Origin of the sequence: Mycetocola lacteus (genome assembly GCF_003667575.1) — a bacterium.
Classification (GTDB): Bacteria; Actinomycetota; Actinomycetes; order Actinomycetales; family Microbacteriaceae; genus Mycetocola; species Mycetocola lacteus.
On record NZ_RCUY01000014.1, the window covers coordinates 139,276 to 158,642 of the forward strand.

The 19,367-nt window shown below is 65.2% G+C and carries 18 protein-coding genes and 1 riboswitch; of the genes, 3 read left to right on the forward strand and 15 right to left on the reverse strand.

What is annotated here, in order from left to right:
• Window positions 1–72 precede the first annotated feature (72 nt).
• The 13 genes from glpK to D9V34_RS15175 all read right to left on the reverse strand — a co-directional run bounded on the left by glpK (window position 73) and on the right by D9V34_RS15175 (window position 15,302).
• Entirely contained in the window at window positions 73–1,587 is a 1,515-nt protein-coding gene (glpK, locus tag D9V34_RS15115; RefSeq protein ID WP_030149055.1) for a glycerol kinase GlpK, read from the reverse strand.
• A 111-nt stretch (window positions 1,588–1,698) separates the two neighbouring features.
• A complete protein-coding gene (locus D9V34_RS15120; protein WP_245992046.1) occupies window positions 1,699–2,412 on the reverse strand; it encodes an MIP/aquaporin family protein in 714 nt (237 codons plus the stop codon).
• Window positions 2,413–2,583: 171 nt separating this feature from the next.
• The gene (locus tag D9V34_RS15125) at window positions 2,584–4,317 is read right to left on the reverse strand and encodes a glycerol-3-phosphate dehydrogenase/oxidase (protein WP_121689316.1); all 1,734 of its coding nucleotides are present in this window, start codon (window positions 4,315–4,317) and stop codon (window positions 2,584–2,586) included.
• A gap of 606 nt (window positions 4,318–4,923) precedes the next feature.
• Window positions 4,924–5,955 carry an NAD(P)-dependent alcohol dehydrogenase gene (locus D9V34_RS15130; RefSeq protein ID WP_220700607.1) on the reverse strand — a complete coding sequence of 344 codons (1,032 nt, stop codon included), beginning with the start codon at window positions 5,953–5,955 and terminating at the stop codon, window positions 4,924–4,926.
• 19 nt (window positions 5,956–5,974) lie between these two features.
• Window positions 5,975–6,790 (reverse strand): DeoR/GlpR family DNA-binding transcription regulator, encoded by an 816-nt coding sequence (locus D9V34_RS15135; protein ID WP_121689317.1) that lies wholly within the window; start codon window positions 6,788–6,790, stop codon window positions 5,975–5,977.
• Window positions 6,791–6,842: 52 nt separating this feature from the next.
• On the reverse strand, window positions 6,843–7,625 hold the full coding sequence (locus D9V34_RS15140; protein WP_245992041.1) for a triose-phosphate isomerase family protein: 783 nt from the start codon (window positions 7,623–7,625) through the stop codon (window positions 6,843–6,845).
• A gap of 2 nt (window positions 7,626–7,627) precedes the next feature.
• Entirely contained in the window at window positions 7,628–8,113 is a 486-nt protein-coding gene (locus tag D9V34_RS15145; RefSeq protein WP_121689319.1) for a ribose-5-phosphate isomerase, read from the reverse strand.
• On the reverse strand, window positions 8,110–9,894 hold the full coding sequence (locus D9V34_RS15150) for a dihydroxyacetone kinase family protein (RefSeq protein ID WP_121689320.1): 1,785 nt from the start codon (window positions 9,892–9,894) through the stop codon (window positions 8,110–8,112). The genes D9V34_RS15145 and D9V34_RS15150 overlap by 4 nt, the downstream gene beginning before the upstream one ends.
• Before the next feature lie 41 nt (window positions 9,895–9,935).
• Window positions 9,936–10,919 (reverse strand): D-ribose ABC transporter substrate-binding protein, encoded by a 984-nt coding sequence (locus tag D9V34_RS15155; RefSeq protein WP_121689321.1) that lies wholly within the window; start codon window positions 10,917–10,919, stop codon window positions 9,936–9,938.
• A gap of 2 nt (window positions 10,920–10,921) precedes the next feature.
• Complete coding sequence (locus tag D9V34_RS15160) at window positions 10,922–12,022, reverse strand: ABC transporter permease (RefSeq protein WP_121689322.1); 1,101 nt, start codon at window positions 12,020–12,022, stop codon at window positions 10,922–10,924.
• A complete protein-coding gene (locus D9V34_RS15165) occupies window positions 12,019–13,590 on the reverse strand; it encodes a sugar ABC transporter ATP-binding protein (RefSeq protein ID WP_121689323.1) in 1,572 nt (523 codons plus the stop codon). The genes D9V34_RS15160 and D9V34_RS15165 overlap by 4 nt, the downstream gene beginning before the upstream one ends.
• Entirely contained in the window at window positions 13,587–14,234 is a 648-nt protein-coding gene (locus tag D9V34_RS15170) for a DUF2291 family protein (protein ID WP_121689324.1), read from the reverse strand. Before D9V34_RS15170 ends, D9V34_RS15165 begins: the two co-directional genes overlap by 4 nt.
• A 42-nt stretch (window positions 14,235–14,276) precedes the next feature.
• On the reverse strand, window positions 14,277–15,302 hold the full coding sequence (locus D9V34_RS15175; protein ID WP_121689325.1) for a zinc-dependent alcohol dehydrogenase family protein: 1,026 nt from the start codon (window positions 15,300–15,302) through the stop codon (window positions 14,277–14,279).
• Between the two features lie 425 nt (window positions 15,303–15,727).
• On the opposite strand from D9V34_RS15175, the gene D9V34_RS15180 reads away from it, so the two are divergent.
• Window positions 15,728–16,714, forward strand: a complete 987-nt coding sequence (locus tag D9V34_RS15180) for a sugar-binding transcriptional regulator (RefSeq protein ID WP_030149058.1) — start codon at window positions 15,728–15,730, stop codon at window positions 16,712–16,714.
• Between the two features lie 67 nt (window positions 16,715–16,781).
• Here D9V34_RS15180 and D9V34_RS15185 read toward each other — a convergent pair whose 3' ends face one another.
• Window positions 16,782–17,021 carry a toxin gene (locus D9V34_RS15185; RefSeq protein ID WP_121689326.1) on the reverse strand — a complete coding sequence of 80 codons (240 nt, stop codon included), beginning with the start codon at window positions 17,019–17,021 and terminating at the stop codon, window positions 16,782–16,784.
• The gene (locus tag D9V34_RS15190; protein ID WP_121689327.1) at window positions 17,018–17,281 is read right to left on the reverse strand and encodes a ribbon-helix-helix domain-containing protein; all 264 of its coding nucleotides are present in this window, start codon (window positions 17,279–17,281) and stop codon (window positions 17,018–17,020) included. Before D9V34_RS15190 ends, D9V34_RS15185 begins: the two co-directional genes overlap by 4 nt.
• A gap of 138 nt (window positions 17,282–17,419) precedes the next feature.
• Window positions 17,420–17,567: riboswitch (FMN riboswitch) on the forward strand.
• Window positions 17,568–17,661: 94 nt separating this feature from the next.
• Here D9V34_RS15190 and ribD point away from each other — a divergent pair.
• Together ribD and D9V34_RS15200 are read left to right on the forward strand one after the other, a co-directional pair.
• Window positions 17,662–18,735 carry a bifunctional diaminohydroxyphosphoribosylaminopyrimidine deaminase/5-amino-6-(5-phosphoribosylamino)uracil reductase RibD gene (ribD, locus tag D9V34_RS15195; RefSeq protein ID WP_121689328.1) on the forward strand — a complete coding sequence of 358 codons (1,074 nt, stop codon included), beginning with the start codon at window positions 17,662–17,664 and terminating at the stop codon, window positions 18,733–18,735.
• Window positions 18,735–19,367: a riboflavin synthase gene (locus D9V34_RS15200; RefSeq protein ID WP_121689329.1), complete on the forward strand. Its 633-nt coding sequence runs from the start codon at window positions 18,735–18,737 to the stop codon at window positions 19,365–19,367. The genes ribD and D9V34_RS15200 overlap by 1 nt, the downstream gene beginning before the upstream one ends.

Genomic DNA, 19,367 nt, shown 5'->3' on the forward strand with positions numbered 1-19,367 from the left:
GCTACACCCTAGCGAAAAACCGCCGCCCCCACTGGAATCCAGTGGGGGCGGCGGTCAGAGAAAACTCGCGAACTAGTTCACGTCCTCGTCAACCCAGTCGAAGGTCTTGGTGACGGCCTTCTTCCAGTTGCGGTACAGACGGTCGCGCTCACCCTTGTCCATGCTGGGCTCCCAGCGCTTGTCTTCCTGCCAGTTCTTGGCCAGGTCGTCGGTGTCCTTCCAGAATCCGACGGCCAGACCCGCGGCGTACGCGGCACCCAGCGCGGTGGTCTCGGCAACCACCGGGCGGACAACCGGGACACCCAGGATGTCGGCCTGGAACTGCAGCAGCAGGTCGTTGGCGGTCGCGCCACCGTCCACGCGCAGTTCGGTCAGGTCCACACCGGCGTCGGCGTTCACCGCGTCCAGCACCTCGGCGGTCTGGTAGGCGATGGCCTCCAGCGCGGCCCGGGCGATGTGACCCTTGTTCACGAAGCGGGTCAGACCCACCAGTGCACCACGGGCATCCGAACGCCAGTACGGAGCAAACAGACCCGAGAAGGCGGGGACGAAGTAGGCACCACCGTTGTCCTCCACGCCACGAGCGAGTTCCTCAACCTCGGCGGCCGAGGAGATCAGACCCAGGTTGTCGCGCAGCCACTGCACCAGCGAACCGGTCACGGCGATCGATCCCTCGAGCGCGTAGTGGGTGGGCTGGTCACCGATCTTGTACCCGATGGTGGTCAGCAGACCGTTCTCCGAGTGGATGATGTCTTCACCGGTGTTGAAGATGAGGAAGTTACCGGTGCCGTAGGTGTTCTTGGCCTCACCCTTGTCGAAGGCTGCCTGACCGAAGGTCGCGGCCTGCTGGTCGCCCAGGATACCGGCGATCGGGGTCTCGCGCAGCAGCGAGTGGCTGTCGGCGTGGCCGTAGACCTCGGAGGAGGACTTCACGGTCGGCAGCAGCGACTTGGGGACATCGAAGGCGGCGAGGATCTCGTCGTCCCACTCGAGGGTCTCCAGGTTGAGGAACAGGGTACGCGAGGCGTTGGTCACGTCGGTGACGTGCACACCACCCTCAACGCCACCGGTCAGGTTCCACAGCACCCAGGTGTCGGTGGTTCCAAAGAGCAGGTCGCCGGCCTCGGCACGCTCACGAGCGCCCTCGACGTTTTCCAGGATCCAGACGATCTTGGTACCGGAGAAGTAGGTGGCCAGGGGCAGACCCACGGTCTTCTTGAAGCGCTCCACGCCGCCGTCGGCCGCCAGGCGGTCCACGATGTCCTGGGTGCGGGTGTCCTGCCACACGATGGCGTTGTAGACGGGCTCACCGGTGTTCTTGTCCCAGATGACCGCGGTCTCGCGCTGGTTGGTGATACCGATCGCCGCGATGTCGTGGCGGGTCAGGTTGGCCTTGGACAGCGCCTGTCCGATGGCCTCACGGGTGTTGTTCCAGATCTCGTTCGGGTCGTGCTCAACCCAACCAGCCTTGGGGAAAATCTGCTCGTGCTCAAGCTGTCCGGTCGAGACGATGCTCCCGGAGTGGTCAAAAACAATTGCACGCGACGAGGTGGTTCCCTGGTCAATCGCGATGACGTAGTCAGCCATGTGCTTAACTCCTTATTTCAAAAACTGCGGTGTCTGTGAGGGGGGAATACTACGAGGGTGGCACGGGCGGATGCATGTTTGCCGTGCATCCGCCCGGACCGAGGTGTTAAGTTAGGCTCCGATGACCGGAAGCAGTACCGGGGAGAGCACACCGGCGAGGACACCACCGATGATCGGGCCCACAACGGGAACCCAGGCGTAACCCCAGTCGCTGGAACCCTTGCCCTTGATCGGCAGGATGGCGTGAGCGATACGCGGACCGAGGTCACGTGCGGGGTTGATGGCGTAGCCGGTGGGGCCACCCAGCGAGGCACCGATACCCACAACCAGGAAGGCAACGGGCAGTGCGCCCACGGCTGCCAGACCACCGGTTTCACCCTGGTGGTTGAAGCCGAGGATCACGATGACCAGCACGAAGGTCGCGATGATCTCGGTGATGAGGTTCCAGGTGTAGGAGCGAATCTCCGGGCCGGTCGAGAAGACGCCGAGCTTGACGCCCTTGTCCTCGGTGGCGTCGAAGTGCTTCTTGTACGCCAGGTACATGAAGATCGAACCGATAATGGCACCGATCATCTGTCCACCAAAGTAGGTGAATGTCGCGCCGACGCTGACCGGCACATGCGGTGCGTAATCAGCGGCACCGGAGGTAAGAATACCCAGCGTCACCGCGGGGTTCAGGTGTGCACCCGAGTTGAATGCAACGATCACACCGGCGAAGACCGCGAGGCCCCAACCGAAGTTGATCATCAGGGTGCCGCCGCCCAGGCCCTTGGACTTGGCCAGCAACACGTTTGCAACTACACCCCCACCAAGCAGGGTGAGCATTCCCGTACCGAAAGCTTCGGAGAGAAAGACCGTTCCTAAAGATACGTCCACGTTGACCTTCCTTTTCTGTTTCGTGGCGACCCCTGGTCGCCGCGTTGGTGTGTGAGTCCCGGATCGAGACCGCCACCGACTCTCGTCGGTGGCGGCCCCTAAGCCCGGACTGAGTGAACCCTAGGCGCTCACCGGAGTCTTCCCGCCAGCGCGGGAATCGGTGATGCCGTGAGCCCAGCTCAGGTATTCTGCGGCCCGAGCGATTTCTCGTTCGGTCGCCTCGGTGTCCCAGCCCAGTGACGACGCAATGGCCTCGGCCACTTCGACGAGGACCGCGTGCGAGCTCCGACCGGTGAAGGCGAGGCTCGTGCGGCGCTGGATGACATCAAGCAGGGTGACCACGCGCTCTTCGGTGGCCAAAATGGTGAGCTCCTCGGCGCTGTAGTCCGGGGCGGTGGCGAGCATGTGCTCATCCGCCGGGAGCTGAGCGATGAGGGCGGCGGCACGGGTGCCGTAGCGCTCAAGCAGTGCGTCGGCACGCTTGTCGGAGACCAGGCCGCGGTTGGCGGATACCCAGCGGGCGCGGGCTGCATCGTCGCGGGGGTAGTCCTTACCGCCACCGATCGCCATCCCGGCGGTGGAGACCTTGCGCTCGACACCCAGGACCTTCAGCACGTCTCCGGAGAGGTGCTCGGCCAGGGCGCGGAAGGTGGTCCACTTTCCACCGACGAGGCTCAGCAGCGGGGTCTTGCCCACGGCGGTCTCGACGATGCGGTAGTCACGGGAAACGAAACCGGGCTGAGTGTCACCGTGACCGGGCAGCGGGCGGATGCCGCTGAAGCGGTAGATGATCTGCGAGCGGTCCACCGAGATCTTGGGGAAGACGTGCTTGACCAGGTCGAAGAAGTAGTCCACCTCTTCCTCGGTGCAGACGGCGGCTTCGCGCGGGTCGGCGTTGATGTCGGTGGTGCCCACCATGACCTTGCCCTTGAGCGGGTAGATCAGCACGATGCGGCCGTCGTTGTGCTCGAAGAAGATCTCGCGTCCACCGGTGGCTGCCAGCAGCTCGTCGTTTTCCAGCACGATGTGCGAACCCTTGGTGCCACCCATGTAGGTGGTCGGGGTCCCGAAGGCGCCGTTGGTGAGGTCGGTCCAGGGACCGGAGGTGTTGACCACGACGTCGGCGGTGAAGTCGAACTCCTCGCCGGTGACGCGGTCGCGCAGGGTGATCGCACCGGCCTCGGTGGATCCCACGGCCTCCACGTAGTTGACGGCACGGGCGTGGTCGCCGGCGGCCAGACCGTCGTGCATGACGTCGAGGGCCAGACGCTCGGGGTCGTGCATCGAGGCGTCGAAGTAGGTGGCGGTGTACTTGAGGCCCTGGTTGAGCTGCGGCAGCTCGGCGAGGGTCTTCTTCTTGCCCAGGAAGCGGTGACGCGGTACCGAGCCGCCATCACGGGAGAAGGAGTCATACATGATGAGCCCCATCTTGATGAGCGCGGCACCGCGCTCCTTCGGCTTGCCCTGCTTGTGGGTCAGGAAGCGCATCGGAGCGGAGACCATACCCGAGAAGGTCGAGAAGATCGGCACGGTGGTGGGCAGCGGCTTGACGTAGTGCGGGGCGATCTTGATCAGCGAGTTGCGCTCCTGAACCGATTCCTGCACGAGTCGGAACTCGCCGTTCTCCAGGTAGCGAATGCCACCGTGGATCATGTGGCTCGAGGCGGCCGAAGCGCCCGAGCAGAAGTCGTTACGCTCGATCAGGGTCACGTTGACTCCCTGAAGGGCGAGGTCGCGGAAGGTGGCAATCCCGTTGATACCGGCACCGATAATCAGTACGTTGGCTCGCGGCTCTGCGCGGACAGCCTCTACCGTGGTGCGAGCGGTGCCCGGGTTCCCTACCTGATCCTGCATGGTGTTACCCCTTTTCGAAACTTTCGATTTCCCCCGGCAGCGGCATCCCCGCCGTCGGTTCTTTCCGATTGTGACCCACCTGCACAAAACGCGCAAAGCCGATGCACGAATGTGCAGCGGGCCGATAACACATGTTCTTGGATCACAACTTAGTAGCCGTCATGCGCTTTGCATAGGGGTTTTCCGCATCGTTACGCGGAGCGTCATATATCAATCGCACCCCATTCACCCACGCACACCCTGCGCACTGTCCCCCAAATGCGGCCCCTGGATGCGCCAAAGAAACATTTAAAAAACACACATCCACCCAATCTTGGTGCACAATTTCTCAACGACCGTTATCCAGGTGAACGGACGGTAAACGCCCCGTAGCCCCCGGAAATAAGCGGATCTCACATAGAGCCCCACATCCGAATCGCGAACCGGTAAAACGATGCTGCGTGCCCAAAACACCCTGTTTTGAGTCAAAAACCGTGCGCGGAGGTGCAAGATATACCTCTTCCCGCATTCATCACCCGCTAGTGCGATGTCCCCCATGACACGCAAAACGCCCCGTCGGGCACCCACACGAGGTGTGGATGCCCGACGGGGCGGGTGATGAAATTGTTAGGCGTTGGGAGTGACCACCGACTTGAGCGTCTGCGGGTCGCGGGTTGAGTTCAGGGCGTCTGCCACCCGGTCCAGACCGAAGCGGCCGGTCACCAGGGCGTCGAGGTCCACTCGTCCACTGGCCACCAGCTCGATGGCGAGAGGCCAGGTGTTGTTGTAGCGGAAGATCCCGGTAACCACGAGCTCACGGTTCTGGATGGTACTCACCGGCAGCGGAATCTCGGTGGGACCCATGCCCACCAAAACCACGGTGCCGCCGGGGCGCACCTCGCCGAAGCCCGAGCGCACGGCCGCAGGCGCACCCGAGGCATCCACAAACGCGTCCACGTCGAGGCCGAGGTTACCCACCGGCTCAGTCAGCGCATCGATCGTGCGGGTTGCCCCGAAGCGTTCGGCCTGGGCTCGGCGCTGCGGATCCACGTCGGTCACGATGATTTCGCTCGCACCGTAGGCCCGTGCGACCTGCGCGGTCACGATTCCGATCGGCCCGGCACCGGTGATCAGCACCCGCGAGCCCGCCGTGAACCCGGCCTTGCGGGCCGTCGCGATGGCAACCGAGAGCGGCTCCAGCAGCGCGGCCGCCTCAAGCGAGACGTGGTCGGGAATCCGATGAGCGAAGTGGGACTGAATGGTGGCGTACTGGGCAAAGGCCCCATCCACCCCGGGCACCGCATAAAACTCCATGTTCGGGCACAGGTTATAGGCACCCGAAAGCGATTCCCGCGAGGTGGGGTCCGGGCGCTGCGGCTCGATCGAGACCCGCTCGCCGATCCGCGCCGGATCCACCGCGGAGCCCACGGCCACAATGACCCCGGCCGATTCGTGCCCGAGCACCAGCGGCTCGGTCACCTCCCAGTCGCCCAGCTTTCCCTCATGGAAGAAGTGCACGTCCGAGCCGCACACCCCCACCGCCTCGATTCGAATGAGCACCTGATCGGGATCGGGTACCGGAACCGCGCGCTCCTGCAGTTCCAGGGTTTCGGCTTCGAGCAGGACGCTCGCGCGCATCGTTTCGGGGAGGTGGGACATGGTTACTCCTTCATTGGATCTAACTGAGTTGGGTGGGGTGGTCCGGCACCGCCGGGGCCACCACGATGTTGATGCCCTCGGCACGCAGTGCCGAAATCTCCGCCTCGGACATGCCGGCGTCCACAATCACGACGTCGAACTCGTTGAGGTCGGCCAGGGCGTGCAGCGCACGGCCCTTGAATTTGGTGTGGTCCACCAGCAGGATCTTGGTGCCGGCGGCATCCAACATCGCACGCTTGGTATCCACGGTTTCGGGGGCTTGAAAATACAGGGTGCCGTCGGTGATCGCCGGTGCCGACATGATCAGCACGTCGCCACGCAGCTTATGAATGGCGTCGTTGGTCATCCGGCCCATAAACGATCCGCACCAGTTATGGAACGTGCCGCCGAGGGCGATCAGCGAGATACGGGGCATCGTGCCCACCTCGTTGACCACAAACAGCGAGTTGGTGATGACGGTGAGCGGGGTGCGCTCACGCAGCAGCGGAACGATTTGCAGCACGGTGGTGGAATCATCCAGGAACACCGACTGCCCCGCCTCGACGTACTCCAGCGCGGTGGCCGCCATCGCCCGCTTGGTTGCCAGACGCTGACCCTGCCGGTAGACGATGCTGGATTCCACCAGGGTCGAGGCGAGAGCCGTAGCTACCCCGCGAGACTTCCGCAGGATCCCCCGCTCGACCAGCTCGTCCAGGTCGCGGTGCACGGTCATCAGCGAGATGTCAAAGCGTGCTGCCAGGTCCTCGATGCGCAGCGCACCGTGCTCCATCACCGCCTGTGCGATCGCGTCGCGGCGATCGTCACGCTTGAGGTTCCGTGCGTTCTTCGCGGTCATTCATTTCCCCGTTCTCTGCGTCGGCTATCGATTAGCGCTCTCATCCCGCGGATCAGGGGGACGCGTGCTCTCGGGAGTCGCCTTCTACCAGGATGCCGCGTAACGCCTCCGGATCATGCGCAAACCGGCCGAGAAACACGCCGTCTGCGTCGTTACCGAGGTCCGCCAGGACGCCGGGTCCGGCACTTCCCCCATAGATTACCGTGCCTCCTCCGATCCGAGAGTCTCCGAACACCGCGGCGCGCAGAGCCCGGCACACAGCCCGCACATGGGCGGGTTCGGCGGGGGTCTGAGCTCCGATTGCCCACACCGGCTCATAGGCCACCACGATCTCCTCGATCGGTGCCGAGAGCAGCGCGAGCGCCGAACCGAGCTGACCCAGGCTCGCGGTGATCGCCTGGTCGATATCGCCGCGCTCGGTCTCCCCCACGCAGAGGATCGGAATCAGACCGTTTCGCCGGGCGGCCTCGACCTTTCGAGCCACGGTTTCCGCGTCCTCCCCAAAGAGTGAGCGCCGTTCGGCATGACCAATTTCCACGTACCGGCAGCCCAGCTCGTCGAGGGTTTTCCCACTCACCTCGCCGGTGAATGCGCCTCGGTCCTGCCAGTAGAGGTTCTGCGCGCCCACCTGAACCGGGGTGCCCACGGCGATCTGAAGCGCGGCCTCGAGCGACACAAACGTCGGCAGAATCACCACGGTGGTGCGGCCATCACGGACACCGGGGTCGGTTCGGGCGATGTCCACCACTGCCTGGGCCCACTCCCGCGTCTCCTCGTGTCCGAGATACATCTTGAGACTCACCCCGATGAACGTGTTGCCGTGCCCCACGCTCACGCCTACGACTCGGGGGTCGAGCCGGCATGGGCATGCTCGTACTCGGTGATCTCGGCCACCTTGTCCGCCGAGGCGGAGGCGACATCGAAGCGGTACTCGAGCCATTCCCGGGCAAGCCGACGGGCGAGTTCGAGACCGATCACGCGCTGCCCGAAGGTCAGAATCTGTGCGTTGTTGCTCAGGACCGCGCGCTCCACCGAGAAGCTGTCGTGGGCGGTCACCGCTCGAATCCCCTCAACCTTATTGGCGGCGATCGCCACCCCCAGGCCCGTGCCACACACCAGCAGCGCGCGGTCAGCTTCGCCGCGAGCGACCATCTCGGCGGCGGCAATCGCGATGGTCGGATAGGCGCTGCCTCCGGCCGCGTCCACCCCCACATCGAACACCTCGGACACACCCTCGTGTGCCGAAAGGTCCGCCTTGAGGACCTCCTTATAGTCGAAGCCGGCGTCGTCCGAGCCGACCACGATACGCAGCGTGTTGGTCATGAGTTCTCCTTGATAGCGGTGGTTTGTGCGGTTGCTGCGCGGGCGATCGCGGTGGCGATGAGCGCCAGCGAGATGGCACCGGGATCGGGGGTGCCGAGAGCCTTTTCCGCGTGCGGGCGGGCCCGGCCCATCCGCGGCAGCAGGTCGGCCGTGGCGCGGGCCACGGTGGTGGAATGCGCCGAGGCGGTCACGGCGGCGTCCTCCAGGGATGCTCCGGAGGCCACCTCGGCGGCAAACGATTCGGCGAGGGCGACCAGGGCATCCACCATGGTTTTGTCACCGGGCTGGGCGCCGCCGACCCGCATCACCGCATCGCTGGCGGCGGTCACCGCCCGGGCAAGCCGCGCGGCATCGGGCACCTCGGTGTCGCCGAGTTCCCGCCCCACGGAGGTGAGGATCGTGCCCCAGAGCGCACCCGAGGTTCCTCCGGCGCGGTCTGCCCAGGCATCCCCGGCGGCGCTCAGCAGGGACGCGAGGCCGGCACCGTCGGCGAGCGCGGCGTCCACCGAATCGGCGGCCGCACGTGAACCCCGCTGCATGCCGATTCCGTGATCGCCATCGCCGGCCACCGCGTCGAGACGGCCGAGCTCCTCCACGTGCTCATCCACGGTGTCGGCGATCACCGCGATGAGGCGGCCAGCCAGCGGGGCGAGCGCCCGGGACTCGGCACTCGCCTCGCCAGGCTGGGTAACGGAGGCAAGCGTGTGCGACACCGCACTCTCCTCGCCGGTCCGAGTAACGGCGGCGAGCGCCTCCACCTCGGTGACCCGCTCCCCGACCACGAGCGCGTGGCCCTTGCGGTAGGCGGGAGCGTGGGCCGGGGTCGCCCAGAGCGCTTCGAGTTCGGCATCCACCCAGAACACGCTGAGTGAGACCCCGGCCATCTCGAAGCTGGTGACCAGCTCTCCCACCTCGGGTTCCACGATGGTGATTGCGTCCCGTTCGGCGAGCAGTCGAATCTCCCGGTACAGCACAAACAGTTCCTCGTGCTTGACCGAGCCCAGGCCGTTGATCAGCACAACCGCCCGCGAACCCGCACCCACGGGGGCTTCGGTGCGCACCCGGTCCCACAGCAGCGCGGCGAGCGCAGCAGCGGGCACAAGGTCGTCTTCCCCGATGCCCGGTTCGCCGTGGATGCCCATTCCCACGGCCATCCGGCCCGCGGGAATGGTGAACAGCGGTTCCTCGGCACCGGGCAGGGTGGCCCCGCCAAACGCGACGCCCAGTGTGCGTACCCGCTCATTGGCACGCTGTGCAAGCGCAACCACCTCGGCCAGGGACGCCCCGGCCTCGGCGGCCGCGGCGGCAATTCTGAAGACCGCCAGATCCCCGGCCACCCCGCGGCGACGCTCCCGTTCGGAGGCGTCGGCGCTGGAGATGTCATCGGTCACCCGCACGGTTTCGCAGGGAATCCCCTCGGCCCGCAGCCGGTCCTGAGCCTGGGTGAAGTTCAGCACGTCGCCGGCGTAGTTCCCGTAGCTCAGCAGCACTCCGCCACCGTTCTCCACCGACTTGGCGACGGTATAGATCTGCAGCGCCGAGGGCGAGGCAAACACGTTACCGAGGGCCGCACCGTGGGCAAGTCCCGCCCCCACCAGGCCACCGAAGGCCGGGTAGTGGCCCGAACCGCCGCCGATCACCACGGCGACCTGGCCGGCCGGGGTCCGGGTTGCCCGGGCCACCCCACCGGGGACCGCCCGCAGAATATCCGAATAGAGGTCAACGAATCCGGCGGTGGATTCCTCGGCAAAACTCCGTGCCGAGTTAAAGATGTAGGCCATGCCTGGCTCCTTAGGTTAGAGGGGATCGGGAAGACTTCGCGCTATCCCTTGCGCTGGAAGTCCACCCACTCGCTGGCGGTTTCCTTGGTCACCAGGAAGCAGTCAAAGCTCTGCTTCTCGTCCTTGACACCGGTCTTGCCGGTCTTCAGGAACTCGTCGATCTGCTTCACCACGGCGGTGGAGAAATCCACCACCGGCTGCACCACGGTGTAGGCGAGTTCGCCGGCGCCCACGGCGGTGACCGCATCCGGGGCACCATCAAAGCCACCCACCACCACGCGGTCGAGCATGCCCGCCTGCTTCAGGGCGGCGATCGCGCCGAGAGCCATCTGGTCGTTCCCGGAAATCACGCCCTTGATGTCGGGGTGAGCCTGCAGCATCAGCTGCATCTTGTCGAAGCCCTTCTTCTGATCCCAGTCGGCGGTTTCCTGCTGGACCAGTTCCAGCTCGGGGAACTGACCCAGGACCGAGGCGTAGCCGGTAGAGCGCACCTCGGCGTTGGTGTCGGTCGAGAGCCCCTTGAGCTCCACGTACTTCCCCGAGTTCCCCATCGCCTGGACAAACTGCTGGGCACCCAGCACCGCACCCTGGGCGTTGTTGGAAACCAGCTGGGCCTTTGCCAGACCCGAGGTGTTGATCTCGGCGTTCACCAGGAACACCGGGATGCCCGCGTCGGTGGCCCGGCGCACGTTTCCGATCGAGGAATCGGCTCCGGCGGGATCCAGCACGATCGCCACGGACTTATTGGAGATCGCCGTGTCGATCAGGTCGCTCTCCTTCTTGGGATCCTGGGCGTGCGAGGAGATGTTGACCTTATAGCCGAGCTTCTCCCCCTCCGCCTTGACCGTGTTGGCCTCGGTGGTCCAGTAGGGGTTATCCAGCGGCGAGGTGACCAGGGAGATCAGGCCGCCCTGGGTATCCTTGCCGTCCGCGGGCTTATCCGAGCCGCCCGCCGCGCACCCGCTCAGGGTGAGTGCGGCGAGTGCTCCGATGGCCAGCGCCTTTGCTGCCTTGCTGCGAAACATGGTTAGTCCTTTCCAGGAGTAGATGCCGCGCCAACCGGCGCGGGCTTGGGAGAAACGATGGGAGTCTTGGCCTTGCGCGTCTTGTACTCGACCGCGTTGAGCATCACCGCGAGCACAATCACCGCACCCTTGAAGACCATCTGCCAGTACTCGGAGACGCCGATGATGACCAGGCCGTCGGAGAGGAAGCCGATCACAAACGCCCCGAGCAGGGTGCCGCGAATGGTGCCCTTTCCACCCATCAGCGAGGCCCCACCGATGACCACCGCGGCGATCGCGGTCAGCTCATAGGAGTTCCCCGCCTGCGGGGTGGCCGAGGTGAGCTCGGAGGTGAGGATCAGACCGGCGATGGCGGCGAAGGCACCGGAGATCACGTACACGCTGATCTTCACGCGCTTGACCGGGATTCCCGAGAGTTCGGCGGCCCGCTCATTGCCTCCGGAGGCGTAGAGCCAACGGCCGAAGGGGGTCTTGTTGAGGGCGAAGCTCGAGCCACCGGCGATCAGGATCATCACGATCACACCCACCGGGACAAACAGGATGGTGTTGAACCCCACCCAGTCGAACCCGGTGTTGCCCAGGGTCTCGGATCCGCCGAGCTTGGGGAAGGTCAGACCGTTGGTGATCAGCAGCGCGATACCGCGGACCACGTACATCATGCCCAGGGTTGCCACAAACGGCGCGACCCTGAATTTGGAGACCAGGATGCCGTTCACGCTGCCCACCAGCGCACCGATCACAATCGAGATGATCACCACTACCCAGACCGCGGGATAGGCGACGGCCTCCCAGAAGGGAAGGTTCACCCCCTGCAACAGGTAGCCGGCCACCACACCCGAGAGGGCCACGGTTGAGCCCACCGAGAGGTCGATGCCGGCGTTCAGGATGACCATCAGCATGCCGATCGCCAGGATCGCGTTGACGGCCACGTGCCGGGTCATCACCACGAGGTTGTCCATCGTGAAGAAGTTCGGCGAGAGCGAGGAGAAGATAATGATGATGACCAGCAGCGCGATAAACGCCCGGCCCTCAAGCAGCAGGTGCCCAATCGATTTGCCCTCGGGCAGGAGTCCCCGCTTGGGCGAGGCGGCGGTGCGTGTCATTTCTCGGTTCCGTTCGTTGGTACGGTGTCGATCGCCTCACCGGAGGCGGCCATAATGTCTTCCTTGGTTGCCGTATGCGAGGTGAACTCGGCCGCGAACTCGCCGCGGCGCATGACCAGCACGCGGTTGGCCACACCCAGGCACTCGATGACCTCGGAGGTCGTGAAGACCACCGCGAGGCCGGTAGCGGCGAGCTGGGCCAGCAGCGCAAACACCTCGGTTTTGGCGCCGATGTCGATGCCACGGCTGGGCTCATCCAGGAGCACCACCCGGGGCGAGGTCTGCAGGACCTTACCGATCACAACCTTTTGCTGGTTGCCTCCGGACAGGGAGGTGATCGGTGCATCGGGTCCGGCGGTTTTGATAAACAGGTCGCGGATGGAGGCCACATTGCGCCGCTGCTCGGCCTGCGAGCCCAGCACCACCCCGCGGGTGATCGCGCCGAGGCTGGCCAGCGAGAGGTTGCGGCCGACCGAGAGCGCCTGAATCATGCCGTCACGCTGCCGGTCCTCGGGGACCAGGGCGATGCCGTGCTCGATCCGCTGGGCGATACTCATCCCGTTGAGGTCCGTCCCATCCACGGTGACGGTGCCCGCCGCGGGATCATCCCGCCCGGCGAGCGCCTCCAGCAGTTCGGTGCGGCCGGCCCCCATTAGGCCGTAGATGCAGACGATCTCGCCGCGGCGCACGTCGAGGTCCACCCCGCGCACGGCCAGGCGTTCGGGATTGGAGCGGTCGGCCACGCTGAATCCGCGCAGGCTCAGCGCCACCTCGCCGAAGCCCGCCTCGTCTGGCGGAGTTCCCAGGTCAAAGTTTGCTCCGACCATCTGCCCGACGATCCAGGGCAGGTCGATATTTGCCACCGGTTCGGTGGCCACCAGGTTGCCGTCGCGGAACACCACCGCATAGTCCGAGACCTGCAGGGCCTCCTCCAGATGGTGGGAGATGTAGACGATCGCAACCCCGTTGGCGGTCAGATCATCAATGACCCGGAACAGGACCTCGACCTCGGAGGCCGAGAGCGCCGAGGTCGGCTCATCCATGATCAGAATGCGGGCGTTTTGAGACAGGGCCCGCGCAATCTCGACGATCTGCTGCTGCCCGATGCGCAGTTCCGACACCGGGGTGGCCGGGTCGATGTCCTCTTCCAGGCGCGTCATCAGCTCGCGCACCACGGCCGCCTCGGCGGCGAAGTCCACGGTGCCCGCGCGGGTCAGGATTTCCCGGCCCATAAAGATGTTGTCGCGCACGCTGAGGTTTGGGGCGAGGCTCAGCTCCTGATGGATGATCGAGATGCCCGCGGCCGCGGCCGCCCCGGTCGAGTCGAACGCCACCGGCTCGCCGTAGAGTTCCAGACTGCCACCGGAGGGCTGCTCGACCCCGGAGAGGATGCGCATCAGCGTGGACTTGCCCGCACCGTTCTCCCCGAACAGGGTGGTCACCCGGCCCTTGTGGATCTCGAAGTTCACACCCTTGAGCGCCCGGGTGACGCCGTAGTTCTTGGTCACGTTGTGAGCCCGTAGGATCACATCCCCCACCGCGAAATCCTCGGGGGCGCGGACACTCACTGGGCCACCTCGATCGCCACCGGGGTAATCAGCAGGAAGCTCGGGTTCAGCGGCTGAAATGCACCGGTTACGGTCACGGTTTTTCCGGGCAAGCCTGCCGGATCGGCCTTGTCCAGCAGCTCGGTTTTCATCTGCTGGTTTAGCTTGTCGCCCACGCTCTGGAAGTCCAGCTGGTTGGTGAACATCGCAAAACCGATCTTCCCGGTCGCGTCGCGCAGGGCGGTGCCCATGAGCGCGGGGCCGGTCTGAACCGCCACGGTGGTGCCTTCGGGCAGACCCTCGACGGTGATCGGGAGCTGTCCATTGGCGGCCCGCTCCCCGGCCACGCCGGTGACCGTCACCGAGTAGGTTGCCGTGGGACCCTCGCCAACCGCATACTTCTTGGCGGCGGCAACCGGGTCCTCGGCCAATGCCTGGGCGACCTCGGCAAGCGGAACCGCACGCTCGGTGATTCCCTCCACCACCACGTCGCGATAGTGCTCGCTGGCGTAGGTGCCCGGGTCGATGCCATCGGCGGTGGCCGCGGCCACATCCGCGGTCGGGATGACCCGGGTGCCGAGGGCCATCAGGCCGATCAGAACCACGACGGATCCGGTGAGGATCCAGGCCCCGCGGCGCGATTTTTTGGTTGAAACGTGTGACACAGAATTTCCTGACTCGTCGGTGAGTGTGGGGTGCCGAAAGCCCTAGAGGGCGAGCAGTTCGCGCGACTCGGTGTCGTTCGGGCGAATCTGGAGCTTGCGCCCGGTTCCGGCGCGGAACTTGTCGAGGGCCGCGGCGTAGTCCTCCAGGGTGAAGGTGTGGGAGATCATCGCGGCGGCGTTGATCGCTCCGGCCTCAAACATTTCGACCGCACGACCGAAGGAGTTGAGCACGGCCATCGTGCCCACGATGTTGATCTCGTCGCGGTACACGCGGAACGGTGAGTACTTGGCATGGGCCTCGGCGGGGGCGACCCCGAAGTGCTGGAAGGTGCCTCCGGCCTTGACCCGGGGCAGGGCGTCCTCGATGGCCGCGATGACGCCGGTGCAGTCGATCACCACGTCCCAGTTGGTCCGTTCGGCATCGTCGGCGCGGGTCAGGGGGTGCTGGACGCCCACATCGCGGGCTGCCTGCAGGCGATCCTTGTTGAGGTCCACGATCGTGACGCTTGCCGCTCCCGCGCGCGGGGCCAGCTGAGCCATCAGCAAGCCCATCGTGCCCGCACCGTAGATGAGGTAGTGCTCGCCCATCTTGCGCGGCAGAATGTCGTAGCCGCGGATCGCACAGGCGAGCGGCTCGATCAGCGCGGCCAGGTGGATGTCGGTGTCCGGACGCAGCACAAACACGTTGGCGCGCGGCACCGAGACGAATTCGGCGGAGGCCCCGTCGCTGGCCACGACGCCCAGTCCGTTCCAGGCACGACACAGGTTGCTGCGACCGGTGAGGCAGTACTCGCACTCGCCGCAGGTGGTTGAGGGGTTGATGGCGACCTGGTCGCCGATGTTCAGATCGTGGACGTCGCTGCCCACCTCGGTCACGACGCCGGTGGCCTCGTGTCCGGGGATCAGCGGATACACGGTGCCCTCAAACTCGCCGTCAAACACGTGTGTGTCGGTGCCGCAGATACCCACGGCCGCGACCTTGATAATGACGTCCTTGGGGCCGGCGGTGGGGGTGGGAACCTCGGTCAGGGAGAGTTCGTGTTCCCGATCAAAAACAATTGCTCGCATCGTCGTAGTGCCTTCCCGTCGCCGGGTCTACTTCGACCGGCAACGCTCGCGGGGTGAAACGCCACCGACTCTGGGGGCGTCTTTGACTCCAATGTGTTACATCGTTCCCACAACCTAACACAGAAACTTGTTATATCTAACATTCATACTGTGATTTATATCGTGAGACGAGATATATCTTCGGTTTGGCGGGCAAATATCACATGACATTCGAAAACATCACATGGTCCGTGTGATGTGCGATGCGGTGCGTGCACGGCAGCTGTGCACACGCACAAGAAAAAATGGTTAAGCTCGGAGGTGAAGTCTTGCGACGGTGAACGCGGCGATCCCGCACCACCACGCGGGCCCGCACATCACACCCGCAATACATCCGCCACCTGACCGGCCTCTGCAACGGCCGCACGGCGCAAGGAGTTTTACCAATGTCGGTTCCCGAATCGTTTTCCCTCAGTGGGAAAACTCGTGACGCCCTAACCGCCGCGCAGCTCTACTATCTGCAGGACCTGACCATGGATGCGATCGCCGCCGAGCTGCACACCTCGCGCTCAAGCGTCTCGCGTCTGCTGGGTCACGCCCGCGAGACCGGCCTGGTGGAAATCCAGGTCCGTTCCCCGCTGGATGCCCCGCGCCAGCTGGAAAACGACATCCGTCAGCAGTTCGGCGTGGTCGCCCACGTGGTCTCGGTCCCCGACCAGATCAGCGATGTGGACCGCCTGGACCGCGTCGCGCTCTATGCCGCCCGCATCCTCGGCGGCTTCTTCGACTCCAATATGTCGATGGGGGTGGCCTGGGGTTCCACCATGAGCGCGGTCTCCCGCAACCTCTCCTCCAAGCCCACCCACAACTCGCTCATCGTGCAGCTCAACGGTGCCGCCAACCCGCGCACCACGGGTATCGCCTATGCCAGCGAGATCCTGCAGCGCTTTGGTGCGGCCTTCGGTGCGGCGATCCAGCAGTTCCCGGTGCCCGCCGTCTTTGATGATCCCAACACCAAAACGGCCATGTGGCGTGAGCGCAGCGTGAGCCGTGTGGTGGAGCGCCAGAACGCGCTGGACATCGCGGTCTTCGGTCTCGGCTCGACCTACTCCGATGTGCCCAGCCACCTCTATGTCGCCGGCTACATCGACGATGCGGACCTCGCCGTGATGCGCGAGGACGGGGTCGTCGGTGACGTCGCCACCGTGTTCTACCGCGAGGATGGCAGCAGCGACAACATCGCCCTGAACTCCCGCTCCTCGGGCCCGAGCCTCGACGTGCTGCGCGGCATCTCCCGCCGCGTCGGCGTGGTCTCCGGTGCCGGCAAGCTGCGCACCCTGCGCGGTGCCCTGGCCGCCGGCCTGATCACCGACCTGATCGTGGACGCCGGCACCGCCCGCCGTCTGGTCGACCAGGGCCCACTGGACGCCTAGCCCGCCCCGCCACGCACACACAAACGCTCCCCTCGAGTTCGAGGGGAGCGTTTGTGTCTGCGGGCACCTAGGGAAGCAGACTGAGCATTTCGGGCCGCGCTTTCATTGCATGGATTACCAGTTCATTTCCACTATCGAAAACCAGAACTACGGTTTCCAGCAACCGACCTTTCGTATCAAATCCCAGGCGCAACTGTCGAGAGGGGTTTTCCCCGTCCGGAAGATCCACCCAGAGTGGCCAGCTCGCAGCCTGAACAACATCTTCCGCAGCGACGCCATGCTTCAGGGCGCTCGCGTGCAGTCTCATGTGGAAAGCAGACTCAGTGCATCGCGAATGATCTCGGATCGAGACTTGCCCTCCCGCTCGGCGCGGGCATCAACGACCGCAAGCTCGTCGGAAGTCAGTCGAAGAGCAACCACCTGAGAGGCCTCGGCACCTCGACCGGGGCGGCCTCGACCGCGCTTTTTCAACGCCTCTACGTCGTACCCAACCTCGGCCTCGTGTGCCCACGCGGCAATCTGTGCCTCGGTTACGGGCACTCCGTTAATGGTTTCGTGTGCGGACATACGATTAACGTATAACGAAATTCTGAATCTAGCCAGTGAATCCAGCTCACGGCGACCCCGAGTGGCAGCCGGAAAAAAGTCTCGGTGTGTCGGAATACTTCCACCGGGCAGTGCGGTTGTCCTACGATAGATAACAAATAGTGCTCCGGGGTTGGTGAGAGTCCAAACCGGCGGTGAGAGTCCGCGAGCCCGTCCTTTTTCGAAAAGGAGGGGTTGAGCCGGTGAAATTCCGGCACCGACGGTTATGGGTCCTGCGGGATTCGAGTCCGGATGAGAGGTAGCACACGCGGATTTGACGACCCTTCGTCAGGTGCGCGTAATTCGGTGACGCTCGCGTCGCCACCCTCCCGGAGTGCGCTCGAGAAAAGGCAACCACTCCGATGATCACCCCAGACCGCCTAGACGCGGCCGTCCTCGACGCGGCCATGGGCCGCGCCCTGGAGATCGCCACCCGCGGGCCCGAAGGCGGGCCCAACCCGCGGGTTGGCTGCGTCATCCTCAGCCCCGATGGGCATACCCTCGCTGAGGGCTGGCACCGTGGTGCCGGCACCGCGCACGCCGAGGTAGACGCCCTCTCCCACCTGGCACCGGGCGAAGCCCGCGGCGCGACCGCCGTGGTCACCCTGGAACCGTGCAACCACACCGGCCGCACCGGGCCCTGCGCGCAGGCGCTGATTGCCGCCGGTGTTGCGGAGGTGTACTTCGCGGTGCCGGATCCCGGAGCGGTTTCCAGCCACGGCGCGCAGACCCTGATCGACGCCGGCATCCCCGCCCAGCTGGGACCACGCCGCGAACAGGCGGAGAAGCTGCTGGCCGACTGGCTGCGGGATGCCCGACGTGGACGCCCGACCGTGACCGTCAAGTGGGCCACCAGCCTGGATGGCCGCGCGGCCGCCGCCGACGGGACCAGCCAGTGGATCACCGGACCCGACGCCCGTGCCGACGTGCACCTCGAACGCTCCCGTCACGACGCGATCGCCGTGGGCACCGGAACCGTCCTGGCCGATGACCCGGCCCTCACCGCCCGCGGCGAGGAAAACGGTGCGCCGCTGGCCCAGCCGATCCCCGTGGTCTTTGGCCACCGCGAGGTGCCTGCCGACGCGCAGCTACACTCCCACCCGCGCGAGCTCATTACCCTCAGCGGCGATGATCTGGCCGCGGATCTTGATGTTCTGTGGAAACGCGGCATCCGATCGGTGTTTGTGGAGGGCGGCCCAAGCCTCGCCAGCTCCTTCATTCGTGCCGGCTTTGCCGACCGCGTCCTGGTCTATGTTGCGCCCACCCTGATCGGCGGCCCGAAGCTCGCGCTGACCGACTTGGGCGTGGACACCATCGACGATCAGCATCGCCTCGTTTTCACCGATGTCCAACACCTGGGATCGGATCTGCGCCTCACCGCCGAACCGGTCGCCCCCGAAACCCCATCCACCCACCCGACGTCTGGAGCCCACTAGTGTTTACCGGAATCATTGAGGAGCTCGGCACCATCACCGCGCTCGTTCCCAGTGCCGATGCCCTGCGCATCACCGTGGAGGGACCGCTCGTGGTCTCCGACGCCGGGCACGGCGATTCGATTGCCGTGAGCGGCGTATGCCTCACCGTGATCGAGCAGACCGAGACATCCTTCACCGCCGACGTCATGGCCCAGACCCTCGTTATGTCCGCCCTGGATGGGGCGACCGTGGGCACGAAGGTGAACCTCGAGCGCGCCGCCCAGGTGGGCGACCGCCTCGGGGGTCACATCGTCCAGGGCCACGTGGATGGCACCGGCACCCTGCTCCAGGTCACCCCGGGTGACGCCTGGCGGGTGCTGCGTTTCTCGCTGCCGATCGAGCACGCCTCGCTGGTCACCGATAAGGGGTCGATCACCGTGGACGGGGTCTCCCTCACGGTCAGCGCGATCTCCGATCCCGCCGAAACCGCCCCCTGGTTTGAGGTTTCGCTGATCCCCGAAACCCTGGTCGCCACGACCCTCGGCGAGCGCCAGATCGGCGACACCGTCAATCTTGAAACCGACATTCTGGCACGTCACGTGGAGCGTCTGCTCGCCGTGAATGCCGCAGTTACTCCCAACGAAAGCCGATAA